The 15,802-nt window shown below is 39.7% G+C and carries 12 protein-coding genes; 3 read left to right on the top strand and 9 right to left on the bottom strand.

Annotated features, from left to right (window positions below; all coding sequences use genetic code 11):
• Positions 1-197: 197 nt before the first annotated feature.
• From ACTB0Y_RS01960 to ACTB0Y_RS01940, 5 genes are all read right to left on the bottom strand, one after another.
• Complete coding sequence (locus ACTB0Y_RS01960; protein WP_463205107.1) at positions 198-710, bottom strand: shikimate kinase; 513 nt, start codon at positions 708-710, stop codon at positions 198-200.
• Between the two features lies 1 nt (position 711).
• Entirely contained in the window at positions 712-3,321 is a 2,610-nt protein-coding gene (locus ACTB0Y_RS01955) for a DNA gyrase/topoisomerase IV subunit A (RefSeq protein WP_463205106.1), read from the bottom strand.
• A 15-nt stretch (positions 3,322-3,336) separates the two neighbouring features.
• A complete protein-coding gene (locus ACTB0Y_RS01950) occupies positions 3,337-3,897 on the bottom strand; it encodes a 3'-5' exonuclease (RefSeq protein ID WP_463205105.1) in 561 nt (186 codons plus the stop codon).
• A 17-nt stretch (positions 3,898-3,914) separates the two neighbouring features.
• Positions 3,915-5,756 (bottom strand): DNA topoisomerase IV subunit B, encoded by a 1,842-nt coding sequence (locus tag ACTB0Y_RS01945; protein ID WP_463205104.1) that lies wholly within the window; start codon positions 5,754-5,756, stop codon positions 3,915-3,917.
• A gap of 136 nt (positions 5,757-5,892) precedes the next feature.
• Positions 5,893-7,578, bottom strand: a complete 1,686-nt coding sequence (locus ACTB0Y_RS01940; RefSeq protein ID WP_463205103.1) for a sensor histidine kinase — start codon at positions 7,576-7,578, stop codon at positions 5,893-5,895.
• 657 nt (positions 7,579-8,235) lie between these two features.
• Between ACTB0Y_RS01940 and ACTB0Y_RS01935 the strand changes: the two genes are divergently transcribed.
• Positions 8,236-8,922 (top strand): RluA family pseudouridine synthase, encoded by a 687-nt coding sequence (locus ACTB0Y_RS01935; protein WP_463205102.1) that lies wholly within the window; start codon positions 8,236-8,238, stop codon positions 8,920-8,922.
• 13 nt (positions 8,923-8,935) lie between these two features.
• Here ACTB0Y_RS01935 and ACTB0Y_RS01930 read toward each other — a convergent pair whose 3' ends face one another.
• Together ACTB0Y_RS01930 and ACTB0Y_RS01925 are read right to left on the bottom strand one after the other, a co-directional pair.
• Positions 8,936-9,706 (bottom strand): T9SS type A sorting domain-containing protein, encoded by a 771-nt coding sequence (locus ACTB0Y_RS01930; protein WP_463205101.1) that lies wholly within the window; start codon positions 9,704-9,706, stop codon positions 8,936-8,938.
• A 120-nt stretch (positions 9,707-9,826) separates the two neighbouring features.
• Entirely contained in the window at positions 9,827-12,277 is a 2,451-nt protein-coding gene (locus ACTB0Y_RS01925; RefSeq protein WP_463205100.1) for a sodium-translocating pyrophosphatase, read from the bottom strand.
• 344 nt (positions 12,278-12,621) lie between these two features.
• On the opposite strand from ACTB0Y_RS01925, the gene ACTB0Y_RS01920 reads away from it, so the two are divergent.
• The gene (locus ACTB0Y_RS01920; protein WP_463205099.1) at positions 12,622-13,932 is read left to right on the top strand and encodes a 4Fe-4S dicluster domain-containing protein; all 1,311 of its coding nucleotides are present in this window, start codon (positions 12,622-12,624) and stop codon (positions 13,930-13,932) included.
• Between the two features lie 10 nt (positions 13,933-13,942).
• Positions 13,943-14,740 carry a (Fe-S)-binding protein gene (locus ACTB0Y_RS01915; RefSeq protein WP_463205098.1) on the top strand — a complete coding sequence of 266 codons (798 nt, stop codon included), beginning with the start codon at positions 13,943-13,945 and terminating at the stop codon, positions 14,738-14,740.
• A 362-nt stretch (positions 14,741-15,102) separates the two neighbouring features.
• On the opposite strand, the gene ACTB0Y_RS01910 is transcribed toward ACTB0Y_RS01915, so the two are convergent.
• Both ACTB0Y_RS01910 and vapB read right to left on the bottom strand, forming a co-directional pair.
• Complete coding sequence (locus tag ACTB0Y_RS01910; RefSeq protein WP_463205097.1) at positions 15,103-15,291, bottom strand: type II toxin-antitoxin system VapC family toxin; 189 nt, start codon at positions 15,289-15,291, stop codon at positions 15,103-15,105.
• Between the two features lie 193 nt (positions 15,292-15,484).
• Positions 15,485-15,661, bottom strand: a complete 177-nt coding sequence (vapB, locus tag ACTB0Y_RS01905) for a type II toxin-antitoxin system VapB family antitoxin (RefSeq protein WP_463205133.1) — start codon at positions 15,659-15,661, stop codon at positions 15,485-15,487.
• Positions 15,662-15,802: the final 141 nt, after the last annotated feature.

Below are 15,802 nucleotides of genomic sequence, written 5' to 3'. Positions count from 1 at the left end.
TTGTTCTCAGTGGTTTAATTCCTAAAGAAAGTAATTTTTAAATTTTTAATACTATATCCGGAATTCTTTTTTACTAACACTTTGTATTAAAAAACGTTTATTTAAAATGATAAAAAAGAAAGTGCTGACTGCTGGGATTGGACTGATCAACCTTTATTTTTCTTAGTAATTACGTAGTGCCTGATAAAAAGTTCGGCTTAATACATATACCCGGAAAGTATGCGTGTGATGTAGTGCAGTGCATTTTTATTTGATGCATCGACCTCGAAATGCGCTTTTTCGTAGAATTTTTTTCTTTGTTCGAATAGATCTTCTATAAATTGATCAAGGGTTTCCGGACTCTTGTTAGTGATAAGGGGCCTTTCTTTGGCAGATTTTACGAGTCTTTTGATGATTATTTCTTTTGGAAGCTTGAGGTAAAATGTAAGTCCGTGCTTAAGCATTTGGTCCATATTGTCGAAATGTACAGGCGTACCTCCGCCTGTAGCAATAACTGTTTGGGGCAGTTTAAAAGTAGTGTGAAGTGCTTCCTGCTCTTTTTCCCTGAAAAATTTTTCTCCGTATTTATTGAATATTTTTTGTACCGGTTCTCCTTCGGTTTTTGTAATGTACTGGTCCAGGTCGAGGAAGCGCATTTTGAGCTGCCGGGCCAACTGGAAGCCCAGCGTGGTTTTGCCTGCACTCATAAATCCGACCAGGTATACGCGCATATTATTCTATATTTATAGACATTTGTTGTATGCCTTCATCCTCATCATCATCAGAATTGTTGTGGTTTATTTCATCCGGCGCCTCTTGCTTTGGGTTATCGGGTTTTACGGGTTCTGTTTCAGTAACTTTTTTAACCTCTAAGCTCGTAAGTCTTTTGCCCCGTGCTTTTATGCCCTTCACAGCAATAAATTCTTCTGCGTCGATGAGCTCATTATCACGTTTGGCATGTTTTCCACCAAATTTAATTTCAAATTGTGGATATTGCCATGAGCTAATGGTAATAAGTTTTGAATTTTTGTGTTCGCCAATAATCGATAATAATCTACCTGCGGTGTCTTCGGGCGTAAATCGTTTGATGTAGTAATATTTTTGCTCGCCGTCGTAATGTACGCAAGTATATATTCTGTCGGCCTCCATTTTTTCAATACGCAGAATATCTTCTTCATAATGGTTTGTAAGGTCATAATTTGTAGTAGCATACAAACCGCTTTTGTAAAAAACAACAATTTTATCATCGCCCTTAAATTCGCCAAGGTAGTCTCCGTTTTCTTCAGTATTTAAACGCAGAATACTTTTATCGAACCATACTTTTCGGCCACCCAGGGTTGAGGTACCTTTTTCCTTCATTACAATTTTGTGCACATCGTGGCGGGTAAGTATATTACCCTGGCTTTGCCTGCCTTTGATGGCAATCTCGCTGAAATCTGTTTCAAAAATCAGTTTCTTAATCCGGGGTTTTGGTTTCAGATATACCTTGATAACTTCTGCCTCACCATTGGGGTTCTCTGTGAAATAGAGCACCCTTGAATAAGGTGTACCTTTGGTAAGGTTGTATTCACGATCGCGTGTAACGCTTTTTACAGCAAAACGTTTAATCATGGCCCGGCCACTTTTACCATCGCGGTACACGGTATTGTAAATGGTTCTGGAATCGTTTTTTTTCCAAACTGCTACGTGAATGATATCTTTACCTATGAAAGCCTTGTTGGCTACCTTGGTTACGATATACCGGCCATCGCGCAGGAAAACTATGATATCATCGATATCGGAACAATCGCACACGTATTCCTCTTTTTTCAAAGCTGTACCCACAAAGCCTTCGCTACGGTTAACATAGAGTTTTTCGTTGGCTACCACTACTTTGGCAACATCGATATTTTCGAAACCCCGTATTTCTGATTTTCGTTCCCGGCCTTTACCATATTTTTTCTTTATGTTTTTATAAAAATCAATGGTATAGTCGACTATTTGATCCAGGTTTTTCTGTGTTTTCTCTATATCTTCTTCCAGCCCTTTGATGTGTTCTTCGGCTTTATTGCTATCGTATTTTGATATACGTTTAATTTTGATTTCTGTCAGCTTGGTGATGTCTTCTTTCGTGACTTTACGTCTGAGCAGTTTTTTAAATGGTTCCAGGCCTTTGTCGATGGTTTCGATTATGGCTTCCCAGGTTTCGCACTCCTCAATGTGCAGGTAAATTCTGTTTTCGATGAATATTTTTTCGAGTGAGGACATGTGCCATGCCTCGTTTAGCTCACTGAGCTTAATTTCGAGTTCCTTTTTTAACAGGTCTACGCTGTGGTCAGCCGAGGTTTTGAGCAATTCTTCAACGCCCAGAAACTTGGGTCTGTCTTTGTCAATTACCGTACAGTTGGGAGAAATGGATATTTCGCAATCAGTAAAAGCATAAAGGGCGTCAATGGTTTTGTCGGGCGAAGTGTTAGCAGCTAGATGCACTAGAATTTCAACATGTTCGGCCGTATTGTCATCAATTTTTTTGATTTTGATTTTACCCTTTTCGTTGGCACGTAAGATGCTTTCAATAACGGATTCTGTTGTTCGGCCATATGGGATATCGGTAATTCGCAGTGTCCGGTTATCTTCTTCTTTGGTTATTTTGGACCGAATGCGAACAGCACCACCTCTTAATCCTTTGTTGTAGCGTGATACATCGAGGAGGCCACCCGTAGGGAAGTCGGGGTAAAGCGTGAAGCTTTTTCCTCGCAGGTAATCAATGGATGCATCGATGAGTTCATTAAAATTGTGTGGTAGAATTTTGGCTGCAAGGCCCACTGCAATACCTTCTACACCCTGGGCAAGAAGCAATGGGAATTTTACGGGTAGGGTAATGGGTTCTTCATTTCTTCCGTCGTAAGAAGATTTCCATTCGGTAATTTTGGGGTTAAAAACTACGTCTAAAGCAAATTTGCTCAATCGGGCTTCTATGTAACGGGGAGCAGCTGCACTATCACCAGTGAGTTGATTTCCCCAGTTACCCTGAGTATCAATGAGTAAATCTTTTTGTCCCAAACCAACTAATGCATCACCAATAGAAGCGTCACCGTGTGGGTGAAATTGCATGGTGTTTCCAATAATGTTGGCCACTTTATTGTAGCGCCCATCTTCCATGCGTCGCATGCTGTGTAATATGCGTCGCTGAACCGGCTTTAGTCCATCGTGTAAATGAGGTACTGCACGTTCGAGTATCACATACGATGCATAGTCGAGAAACCAGTTCTCGTACATGCCTGTAAGCTTGGTCGACACCATGCCCTCTATTGGTAAATCTTTGTTTTCTCCTTCTCCGTTTGATGGAATATGTTCATCCATAATGCTCTGGCTCTTTTAAAATTGGAATACCCCTTTTTTATACAATTCAAAGGCTATATCTGCTTCATGCAGCGCGTCATCGGCTGCTCTGTGACTTTCAATAAATCCTCTATTCCCGGTCAAAAAATGGTATGCTTCCTCTACATTTGGAAATTTTGGTCCCTTTCTTTTACCTTTTGGTGGTAAATTGAGCACTGGCGTAGCAGTTTCCATAATGCATGGAAGTTCAGCTATGCGTAATCCTCTTGATTTGAGAAATCCAAAATCAAATGCCTTGTTAAAGGCTGTAATACCTGTAAAAAAGGAATCGAAAATGTCTTGTATTTCGGATTTTATATCATCAAAGGCCGGGGCTTCAAGAACTTGTTCAACGGTGAGGTTGCTGTTTTGAAATATCCAGCCCATCGGGTAGCGGGAATGCATTTTATTAAAGCCATTTTCTCTAACTACACTGTCGAACAAAACTTTTTTGTTTCCAGTGCTGATATCGAGTTCGACAATGCCTACCTCTACAATTTTCCCGCCCTGGTTTAAAAATCCGGTTGTTTCAATATCTACGATTCCTATGGTGTTCATGCTTTATATTTTCTAATCTAAATGGATTCCTCCAGTACTTCCTCAATTTTAAGGTTATTGATAATAAAATCCTGTCGTTCCGGTGTGTTTTTGCCCATATAGAATTCCAGTAATTTATTGATTTGGTCACCTTTTTTCAATGTGACCGGTTCCAGTCGAATTTTTTTCCCTATAAATTCTTTAAACTCATCTGGTGAAATTTCACCCAAACCTTTAAAACGAGTGATTTCTGGTTTTCCTCTTAGCTTTTCTATGGCTGTCTCTTTTTCCTCGTCTGAATAACAGTAAATGGTCTCTTTCTTATTTCTCACCCTGAAAAGTGGAGTCTGGAGCAAAAATAGATGGCCATTTTTGATTAAATCCGGAAAAAATTGCAGGAAAAAAGTGATAAGCAACAACCTGATGTGCATACCATCTACATCAGCGTCTGTTGCAATAATTACTTTATTGTATCGAAGGTTTTCTATTCCTTCTTCAATATTTAATGCAGCTTGTAAAAGGTTAAATTCCTCGTTTTCATATACCACCTTTTTTGTCAGACCAAAGGTATTTTTGGGTTTACCTTTTAGGCTGAATACTGCCTGTGTATTTACATTCCTTGACTTTGTGATGGAACCGCTTGCCGAATCTCCCTCGGTAATAAAAATGGATGTTTCGAGTTTTTTTTCATTATTAGAATTGTAATGTGCCCTGCAGTCGCGCAATTTACGGTTATGCAAGCTGGCTTTTTTCGAGCGCTCACGTGCCAGCTTTTTAATTCCTGACATGGCTTTGCGTTCTTTCTCCGACTCTACTATTCTTTTGAGTAGCAACTCAGCTGTTTCAGGGTTCTTATGTAAGTAGTTGTCGAGATTTGTTTTTATGAAATCCAGCACGGCCTGGCGAATTGTTCTACCGTTAGGCTCCATATCTTTAGAGCCAAGCTTGGTTTTTGTCTGCGATTCAAAAACAGGATCTTGCACCTTGACGCTAAATGCTGCAATAATGGATGCTCGAATATCATGGGGCTCAAAGTCTTTTCCGTAAAAGTCCCTGATTGTTTTTACCAGGGCTTCCTTGAATGCTGTAAGGTGTGTACCGCCCATTGTGGTGTGCTGGCCGTTCACGTAACTGTGATATTCTTCTCCATATTGTCTTCCGTGGGTCATGGCCAGCTCAACATCCTCTTCTTTAAAATGTATTATGGGGTATTGGCCCTGTGAATTCAAATTGTCTTCGAGCAGGTCTACCAATCCATTTTTGGAGACCATTTTTTCACCATTATAATTGATGACCAGCCCGGCGTTGAGATAAATATAGTTTTTAAGTAGCTTCTCTATGAAATCTTCGTTGAATTTGTATTCACCAAATAACTCTTCATCGGCGTAGAATATTATTTCTACACCATTCTCCTGGTCCGTGGGTTCAATCTCTTTTTCCTGAACAACTTTTCCTCTGGCGTATTCAACGGTTTTCTTTTGCCCTTCGCGGAATGATGTAATGATAAATTGTGCTGACAAGGCGTTTACCGCTTTAATACCAACGCCATTCAGTCCTACGGCTTTTTTAAAGGCCTGGTCGTCGTACTTGGCGCCGGTATTCATTTTAGAAGAAACGTCTAATACTTTACCAAGTGGTATGCCCCTGCCATAGTCCCGTATTCTGACTTTTCTTTCGTCAATGTCTATTACAATGGTTTTTCCAAACCCCATCATGTATTCATCAATGGAGTTATCAATAACTTCCTTAATCAGGATGTAAATTCCATCATCTGCAGTAGTACCATCACCGAGCTTACCAATATACATTCCCGGACGGGTACGTATATGGTCTTTCCAGTCGAGGGTTTTAATATGTTCTTCCGAATAATTCGCAACCATGAGCTATGTAATTTGCGCAAATATATATATTTTGAGGTGCCCTGATATAGCAAGTTATTAACATCGGGACCGGAATATGGGCTAAAAGCCTGTTTTTTAAAAGTTCTCAAAAGGTTGATAAAATTTATTATCATTTTTAATCAACCCGTTCAGGAAGGAGTAATATGAAACTTGTACCTGTACCCGGGGAAGATTGAAGCAACAATTTGCCTTTAATTATTTCTGTAAACGCCCTTACTATACTTAAACCTATTCCCGTACCTCCTTGTAATTTTGTGTTATCGGTAAATTCTTTTACAAATGGCTCAAATATTTTTTCCTGCATATTATAATCAATTCCCGGACCATTGTCGCTTATTTGTATTTCGAATTGATGGTTTTTATAATCAATTTTGATATTAGTACTGGAATTTGGAGCGTATTTTAGAGCATTGTCAATGAGGTGCTTGATTATGCGTTCTAGTTTGTATCTGTCTGTGTGTATTAGGTTATTATGTTCAAGATTGTAGTTTGTATTAATTCTGTTTTTGACCTCATCTTTGTTGCGGTATTCTTCAACTATCTTTTCGCAAAAATCCTGGATGTTAAAGCTGTCGCAAAATGGTTTTAGATTACTTGTTTGTATCCTCGATATGTCGATCGTATCTGTAATTTTTTCAGTCAATATATTGCATCCTTCTTTTATATGTTTCACGTATTGGACTCTTTTTTTATCGTCTTTGCCTGGTCTGATAAGCATTTGCGAAAATCCGAGTATGGAGTTCATGGGTGTTCTTATTTCATGGGAAACATTATTAAGAAAGGCTCTGATTAATTTTGAACTTTCTTCGGCTTTTTCTTTAGCCAGAACCAGTTGCGATTCTGCTTGTTTGCGTGGTGTGATATCATGAATAATTAAGTAATACGTCTTTTGCTTTTTATAATTGATCTGACTGGAATAAACCAATGTATTACGAAATGCGCCGTTTTTTAATATGTGTGTATGTTCAAAGCTTGACTGTTTGTCTTTCAAAATATTTTTCACTAAATAATCGAAGCGCCATTTCTCAGTAGTTATTTCATCGAAGTGGAGTTTTAAAAATTCATCTAACGCGTACCCATAAAAGTTTTGAGCAGATTTGTTTGCTTCTAGTATATTGCCTTTCATATCAACAATAAGCATTACCGAAATGTTATCGCGGAACATGGCTCTGTACCTACTTTCACGTTCAATAAGTTGTTGTTTTATTTCGTTTTCTTCAGTAATATCTTTAAACGTACAATAGGTTCTGATATCCGAAGTATCATCATAATGTCCGATATATCCTTCGAAAGTTATAAGAATATATCTTCCGTTCTTTTTCTGTATTCTGAACCGCACATCTGATAATGAGCCTGTTTTTATAAAATTTTCGAAGCTTTTATCAAAATGTTGTTTAAAGTCATTATGAAGCAGGTCCTTGAAATGGGTGCCAATTATTTCTTCTTTTTTATAACCGAGAGTTTTGCACCAGGTTGGGTTCACATCAACAACTTTGCCTTCTTTGTTGAGCGATTGGTAAGATAGAGGAGCGTTGGAATATAGTGCTTTGTATTTTTTCTGGCTCGAGATAAGCTCATTGTTTATTGACCTGATTTTTTTACCATATTTCCTGATGTAAAAAAACAATATTGATGCTGTTATAAATACGAATAGCCATCCTTTAACTGTTTGTAGCTCGTTAATAAGCTGGGGGTCGTCTGTGATAAGTAATAGTGCTCTGTCTGAGAGCAGAATCCATAAAGCACCTAAAATGAGGTATAGTAACGCTGTTTTATATTCTATGTGTAAGACATGTTTCATGTAACCAGGGATGAAATTTAAATGTAAGTTAAATTTTTTAGTAATCCCATTTTTATACAAATTTTCATGAAATTTAAGATTCTCAGCTGAGGGTTTTCCCTCATAAGTGTTAATGGTCATTGTAGGACAATATTTGTGACGTAGTTTTACAATTGAAATTTGTCCCTATTGGCAACGAAAATTACAGGGTTTTTGAAGCCAATAGGCAGATCCGGGATGAGGTGTATAAAATAGCGAACGACAGTCTTTATCTATTTGGATGGCAGCAACCCGGACTTTTTCATAACCTTGTTAAGGAAGTATTGGAGCTTAAGTTTTGTTTTGGAATGTATTTCGAATGGAGCATCCATTTGGCTTATAATCATGCGGGTGCCTCGCTCCGCCGTCCGCGTTCGCTAAAGCTATAGCGTTTCACTTGCGGCAAGCCTATGGCGACCTAAGGGAATCGAAAGCTTCGCGAAGGCGCAGTGTGTTCCACAAACCGGCGCATCATGGCTCGGTTTATAGTTGCTTTCAACATTATCTAACGGGTAGATTAATGGCTCCCTTCTTTTTTTCTTTTGCTTTAATGTTTGAAGTAGAAGAGCTATCACATTTCATGCTCTATATTGTACATGCCAGTTCATATATTTTTACCTACCTTCGTCAGAAAACATAATGGATAAACCACATATAATTTATCGTGACGAATTTCTTGTTGCCATTGATAAACCTGTCGATTTGCCCGTTCATCGCAATAGCCATATGCCGCACGATGCTCCCTATTTAACCAAATGGGTAGGGGAGTATTTTAATTGCTCAGTTTACAATGTGCATCGGCTCGATGCCAAAACTTCCGGAATTGTGGTTTTGGCCTTTACACCTGAAATAGCGGGTAAGCTTACTCAGCAATTTGAAAGGAGACAAGTAAAAAAATTATATACTGCATTAGTCAGGGAGGTGCTGGGAGAATCTGGCTTATTTGAAAAGCCGGTTATGAATAAGAAAAAAGGTAAATTGGTTGCGGCCAAAACGTCTTATCGCACATTGGAAACTTTCGATACTGATATCAGCTATAAAGAATTTACCAATATACGCATCAGTTTGTTAGAGTTAGCATTAGAAACAGGCCGCTGGCATCAATTGAGGCAACACCTGGCACTGGAGCGGAACGATATTATTGGCGATAATCAGCATGGCGATCGTACGTTGAATCATATTATTGAAGAGCGAACCGGCCGCAAAAGATTATATCTGCATGCTGTATCGCTTGAAATTGTTCATCCTGTAACCGGCGTAGCCCTCAGTTTTGATTCGGAACTGCCTGCAGAATTTACACAAGCAATTTCTGTCTGTAAAGTTTGAGTTTTCGACAGTGCTATTCAATAATCAGTTTTTGTGTAAACGTTTCTCCTTTGTTTTTTAATTGTAAAAAGTATATACCCTGGTCGAATTGCTTAACAGGAATAGTGGTTAGAGAATTTGCTTTAATATTGAGCAACTTTTGGCCTATACTATTGAACATAATCAGCTCAAAAATACCACTGGCTTCTACGGTAACAGAGTTAACAGCCGGATTGGGGTAGATTCGGGAAAAACCTTTTCCATGGTTCTCAATACCCATCATGCTTATATAAAAGGTTGTATCATGCTGCACCATAGTAATGCTATCCAGTGTAAAGCTACCATCGTAAGTGAGATAAGGGTCTTTGACTACATGAAAGTGGTATTCTCCCGGAAAAAAGCCTCCTGAAAGAGCCATCCCGGTACTGTCAGTGGTCAGGGCCAGGTAAATTTCATCAAAATAAATGGTGGCACTATCGACGGGTTGGCCATCATGTGAAACCTGAAAAGCTACATTAAAGGAAGGAGCAGATATGTATTCAGTGATATCTTCACCTGCCACGGTAAAGGTACTTTCATGAGGTGTGAAACCTTCTATCTGCACAATATAATCATAGTTGCCATCAGGCAAGTCAATCGAGGCCAGACCATCGCTATCGGTAGTCAATTCTGTGGAATCAACGGTTATTTGGGCACCGACAACCGGAGACCCATAAGAGCTTACCTCAAAAGTTACAGTGTGGGCACTAAGTGCTGAGAAAAAGCATGCGAGCAGTAAAAGATGTAGAAAAGCTATTTTTTTCATAGTGTCTTGATTTGGGATTTACCCAATGTACAAATTATTGCAACATGACACAAGTTAATCTTTGAAAGTGTGCAAAAAAAGCGACCCGGCTGGGGTCGCTTTTGTGTGTTTATATTCAGATTACTCCGTTGCTTTTTTAGGTATGCGCATACTATAAAATGAGCGGTAAGCGAATACGAGCCCAACGACAAATAAAACAGCACCAATTACAGGCGCGTAATTAAAACTGTCAGTTTTGTCGGCATGTACCATCATTTCAATAGAAATTTCTGCTGCCAGCAAACCAAACAGCGTAGAGAATTTAATAATTGGGTTTAGCGCTACGGATGTGGTATCTTTATATGGATCACCAACGGTGTCGCCCACCACAGTAGCATCGTGAAGCGGTGTGTTTTTCTCATTCAGATCTACTTCAACAACTTTTTTGGCATTGTCCCATGCACCACCTGCGTTGGCCATGTACATAGCCTGGAACAAACCGAAAACGGCAATTGATATTAGGTACGCCACAAAAAAGTTTGGGTCGAAGAAGGCGAATGCCAGGGTAAGACTAAAGATTACGGCAAAAATATTCCACATACCATTTTGGGCATATTGGGTACATATTTTTACAACACTTTTGGAGTCGTTTATATCGGCCTCTTTTTTATCAAGGTTAATATGTTTCTTTATAAATTCAACAGCACGATAAGCACCTGTAGTTACGGCTTGCATTGATGCGCCTGAGAACCAGTAAATAACGGCTCCTCCGGTTATCAGCCCAAGTAGTACAGGAGCAGATGTGAGGGCGATATCCAGCATAGGTTCTCCACCAATCATGGTTTTTGAGAGCAGTAGAATAATGGCAAAAATCATGGTAGTAGCTCCAATAACGGCCGTACCAATTAGTACGGGTTTGGCAGTTGCTTTGAACGTATTACCAGCGGAGTCATTGTCTTCAAGGCGGTGCTTGCCTCTCTTAAAATCGGGTTTGAAACCAAAGTCTTTTTCAATTTCAGTATCAATATTTTCAATTTTTTCGATTTGAGACAGCTCAAAAACGGATTGGGCATTATCTGTTACCGGCCCATAACTATCAACAGCTATGGTAACAGGTCCCATGCCGAGGAAGCCAAAGGCTATCAGCCCGAAAGCGAAAATGGCCGGATAGGCGCCAAACAGGGTCATATCTTGTACAATAAAAAAGCCTGCGGCCATGAGTCCCATCATTACAAGACCCTTCCAGAATGCTGAAAAGTTACCGGCTACCATTCCGCTCAAAATGGTGAGCGATGCACCACCTTCGCGTGAAGCATTCACAATTTCTTTTACATGGCGAGACTTAGAACTGGTAAATGCTTTTGTGAGTTCAGGAATAATGGCGGCGGCAATGGTTCCAAGCGAAATAATGAATGAGAGTTTCCACCATAGATCACCTTCGAGGTTTCCAATAAGCAGGTAGCTTACTATAAAAGTTATTATAATAGATATAATTGATGTAATCCAAACCAGGCTGGTTAAAGGTTGTTCAAAGTTAAATTTTTCTTTGTCTCCAAATCGTGCTTTGGCTATGGCATTGTTGATCCAATAAGCTACAGCTGAAGTTACAATCATCATTACGCGCATGGCAAAAATCCAAACGATGAGTGTAGAGGCCATCATTGGGTCCGGTAAAATACCGGTTTGTCCAAACATCAAAATAATGAAAGTAATGAGCGCCACGCCCGTTACACCGTAGGTTTCAAAACCATCAGCGGTGGGCCCTACGCTGTCTCCTGCGTTATCTCCGGTACAGTCGGCAATTACACCGGGGTTGCGCGGGTCGTCTTCGCCAATTTTGAATACAATTTTCATCAAATCGGCACCGATATCGGCAATTTTGGTAAAAATACCACCGGCTATACGCAGTGCCGAAGCTCCCAGCGACTCTCCAATGGCAAAACCTACAAAACTGGCTCCTGCTATTTCACCCGGGACAAAAAGCAATATAATGATCATCATAATGAGCTCAACGGTGATCAGAAGCATTCCCACGCTGATGCCAGCTTGTAAAGGTATGCTCATTACATGAAAAGACTTTTTCTGCAAGGATGCAAAGGAAGTACGGGAGTTTGCTAAAGTGTTGATGCGAATTCCAAACCATGCAACACCATAACTACCCAAAATTCCTAAAACTGTCCATAGCAAGATTACAGCGACAAATCCAAACACAGATATTCCTCCCTCTGCAGCAGCTGCAGGTCGCGCGAGAAAACCAAAATAGTATACAATAGCCGCTCCTATAATCAGGAATAGTATAATTAAAAAGCGTCCTTGCTGTAATAGATAGGTTTTACACGTCTCGTAAATCGTGTTGGCAACATTCAGCATGGATTTGTGTGCGGGATATTTTTTTATTCGGTTAAATTGGTACAACCCAAAGAACATCCCCAAAATAATTATAATTAGTCCCCAGGCCAATAGATTCCAGCCATTTGTGCCTAATGCCTTAAACATCGAAAGGTCAGGAACCACAAGATCTGCTTCACTGGCCATGGTAGCGAGTGGTATGCCCGTAAGCATTACCAGTAAGGATAATAGTTTCTTTTTCATACTTTTAATTTTAGTTTAATCCATTGCCGATTTGCGATTGAAATCGTTTAATGCATTCGTTTCAAATTTTAAGATGATTTTCAATTTATGTTTTAAAACAAACAAAAATAGCTGGAAAAGCTTGAAAGGAAAAAATTATCGGGGTAAAAAACGCATGATATGTGAAAAATGATCAAATCTGGTATAATCTATCAAAGAAGTTGAAGCAAATGAGTTGTAATTTTTCTTATTATAATTCAGACTAATTATGAAATAGATAGCTTCTTAAGATATTAATGTGTTTCTGGCAAAGTACTTTCAATTAAAATATATAAATTCGTACAAATCTGCATATCATTATAGTTATGATTAAACAATTAGTTTTTGCCGCAATACTGCTTCTTACCTTACTGATATTAGGTTATAGCTTTTATCGGATTTATCGTTTTTTTAAACTTACACGACCGGCCTTTAATATTAAAAACCATGGACAGCGATTTAATCAATTGATGACTGTGGCATTTGGTCAAAGTAAAATTTTCAGATGGCCTTTTACCGGACTTATGCATGCATTGGTGTTTTGGGGCTTTTTGGTTATTACCATTGGGAGTCTTGAGATGGTGATTGATGGTTTGGCTGGCACTCATCGTGCGTTGGGGCTTTTGGGGCCTGTTTATAATGTGATTATTGGGTCTGGAGATGTTTTTGCAGCCATTGTTTTGATTGCCATCCTTATTTTTCTGGCCAGGCGGCTCGTAATGAATATTCGCCGCTTTAAAGGTGTTGAGCTTAAGAAGCAGTCGAAACTCGATGCGATTTTGGCATTAACCCTGATTTTTTTGTTAATGGTTTCGCTTTTAGGAATGAATATGGCCTATGTAGGACTGTACGAAAATAAAGCATGGTTTGAGGGCGTTTACCCGGTGAGTAATTGGCTAAATGGCTTGTTTCTATGCAACTTATCGGGCAACCAATTGCACTTATTGCATGAGGTGAGTTGGTGGGCACACATTCTGTTGATTTTCATTTTCGCTAATGTATTACCTTACTCAAAGCACTTTCACGTGTTTACCTCACTTCCCAATGTATATCTGAGCAGACTGACACCAGTTGGTAAAATGAATACCATGGAAGATGTAAAGACAGAAGTAGAAATGATGATGAATCCGGAATCTGCACAAGAGCCACCTACTGAAGAACTCCCAGGTTTTGGTATTCATGATGCTGAACATATTACCTGGAAAAATTACCTTGATTCCCTCTCATGCACTCAATGTGGGCGCTGCACTTCTGTTTGTCCGGCCAACCAAACCGGAAAAAAACTTTCTCCCCGCAAAATTATGGTCGATACACGGGCACGTATGAAAGAACGAGGGCCACAATTACTTAAAGAAGGAAAAGAAGCCAACGATGGTAAAATGCTTATCAATAGTTTTGTTACGGAGGAGGAACTTTGGGCATGTACCACCTGCAATGCTTGTGTAATAGAATGCCCCATCAATATTAATCAACCGGAGCTTATTTTGGAAATGCGGCGCTATCTGGTATTGGAACAAGCAAAGGCGCCAGGTGAGCTTTCCACAATGCTTACCAATATTGAAAATAATGGTGCCCCATGGCAATACTCGCCGGAAGACCGCATGAAGTGGAGCGAAGAACTTTACATGAACGCTTAAGATCAATATTATGACTGAACAGAAAAAAATCGATATACCTGTAATGGCCGACCTGCATAGTAAAGGTAAAAAGCCAGAATATTTGTTTTGGGTGGGTTGTGCCGGTGCTTATGACGATCGTTATAAGAAGGTAACGCGTGCATTTGCAAAAATATTAACCTATTTTGAAGTGGATTATGCCGTTTTAGGTACTGAAGAAACATGTACCGGTGATCCTGCCCGCCGGGCTGGCAACGAAATGCTTTTTCAGATGCAGGCCATGCAGGTAATTGAAACCTTCAAACAGTACGAGGTGAAAAAAATCATCACGATTTGCCCTCATTGTTACAATACGTTCAAAAATGAATACCCCGATTTTGGCGGGCATTACGAGGTAGTGCACCATACGCAATTTATCAAAAATATATTGGAGGAGCATCCGGGAAAAGTAGATCCTGAGATTTTGAAAAAACATAAAATAACCTATCACGACCCTTGTTACCTTGGTCGTGCCAATGGCGAATACGAGGCGCCGCGTGAAATTATTGGGCAGATTGCTGCCGGTGCTTTGGAGATTGATCCACATAAAAGCAAAGCCCTTTGTTGCGGAGCCGGTGGTGCTCAAATGTTCAAAGAAGCAGAGAAAGGCGACCGCGAAGTGTACGATTTGCGCACAGAACAAGCGCTGGCTACCGACGCCGATGTGGTGGCCACTGCGTGCCCGTTCTGCATGACCATGATTACCGATGGCCTTAAAGCGCACAACCGGGAAAACGATGTGAAGAACTACGATATTGCCGAATTGGTTGCCATGGCCCTGGGATTGTAGATAATCTATACTGAAATAGCAATGTCAGCGCAAGAACTATAGGTTTGTGTTGTAGAATACAATTTTGTTAGGTGCCAGGTTAATTTCCTTGCTATCTGTTATATCCGGTTAAAACACAACATGGCAACCGAGGACTTCGCTCTGAGCGAAACCCAGGGTTTAGGTTGCTGTACAAAAGTAATGGGAGGCCAACTCCAGGTCGGTCTCCCAGTAGCTCGTAACCGGGAATGTTTGTAATGTACGCCGGGCGTAGCGGCTTTTTTGCCGTCTGGCCGATATTACCTGTTCGTGCGTTTTTTATCCGCTAGGCGCCATGCAGACGCTATGCGGGGAGCGTTACGGAATTAACTAAGTTACGTATTCTACCAAACCGTTTTAACTGCATATTTTTGAATTTGCTCATCTTTAGTTACAACAGTAAGATTTTCAACGGTTGCCTGGGCAACAATCATACGGTCAAAAGGATCACGATGGATAAATTCCAAACTAGATAGTACTAAGGCATGTTCAATTGATAACGGCAAAATCTCGAACCCGTTATCATCAACCATATTGTAAAAATGTCTTAATCTTGGGAAAAACTTAATTTTTGCAAACTATTTTTAATAGCAACTTCCCAAATCGTTGCATTGCTTATAAGTTTTATATTATTCTCGCTCTCAATAAGGCTTCTGACCCGGGGCGATATTTTGGTATCGCCGTTTAAGAACCAAATTAAAGCATGCGTATCGAGCAATAAATCCATTACATATATTCTTTAAAGTCTTCAAGCGGTTCATCAAAATCCTGTGACATGTGTATTTGACCCTTGGCACATCCAAACTTTGGTTTTTTTTGTTTGGACTGCTCCTGTTTTTTTCTCATTAAAAAGTCAACGAAATCATTCACTTCGCTTTTCATTTGCTGAGGAAGCATTGATATTTTCGATATTAAACTAAATGGGGTATCTGATCATCTCCCGTAAAGTTTTATCTTTACGAAATGAAATATCCGGCAGATCAAATGGAATTTGAAGAAATGTTTAAATCGGAGCAAGCCTGTATTGATTACTTGGTATCATTG

Source organism: Salinivirga sp. (genome assembly GCF_055145285.1).
This window is presented reverse-complemented; position numbering and strand designations above follow the sequence as displayed.

What these genes read in the sequence shown, in the direction of transcription:
- ACTB0Y_RS01960 (WP_463205107.1), bottom strand. Translation starts at nt 710, where the DNA reads ATGCGCGTATACCTGGTCGGATTTATGAGTGCAGGCAAAACCACGCTG.
- ACTB0Y_RS01955 (WP_463205106.1), bottom strand. Translation starts at nt 3,321, where the DNA reads ATGGATGAACATATTCCATCAAACGGAGAAGGAGAAAACAAAGATTTA.
- ACTB0Y_RS01950 (WP_463205105.1), bottom strand. Translation starts at nt 3,897, where the DNA reads ATGAACACCATAGGAATCGTAGATATTGAAACAACCGGATTTTTAAAC.
- ACTB0Y_RS01945 (WP_463205104.1), bottom strand. Translation starts at nt 5,756, where the DNA reads ATGGTTGCGAATTATTCGGAAGAACATATTAAAACCCTCGACTGGAAA.
- ACTB0Y_RS01940 (WP_463205103.1), bottom strand. Translation starts at nt 7,578, where the DNA reads ATGAAACATGTCTTACACATAGAATATAAAACAGCGTTACTATACCTC.
- ACTB0Y_RS01935 (WP_463205102.1), top strand. Translation starts at nt 8,236, where the DNA reads ATGGATAAACCACATATAATTTATCGTGACGAATTTCTTGTTGCCATT.
- ACTB0Y_RS01930 (WP_463205101.1), bottom strand. Translation starts at nt 9,706, where the DNA reads ATGAAAAAAATAGCTTTTCTACATCTTTTACTGCTCGCATGCTTTTTC.
- ACTB0Y_RS01925 (WP_463205100.1), bottom strand. Translation starts at nt 12,277, where the DNA reads ATGAAAAAGAAACTATTATCCTTACTGGTAATGCTTACGGGCATACCA.
- ACTB0Y_RS01920 (WP_463205099.1), top strand. Translation starts at nt 12,622, where the DNA reads ATGATTAAACAATTAGTTTTTGCCGCAATACTGCTTCTTACCTTACTG.
- ACTB0Y_RS01915 (WP_463205098.1), top strand. Translation starts at nt 13,943, where the DNA reads ATGACTGAACAGAAAAAAATCGATATACCTGTAATGGCCGACCTGCAT.
- ACTB0Y_RS01910 (WP_463205097.1), bottom strand. Translation starts at nt 15,291, where the DNA reads ATGGTTGATGATAACGGGTTCGAGATTTTGCCGTTATCAATTGAACAT.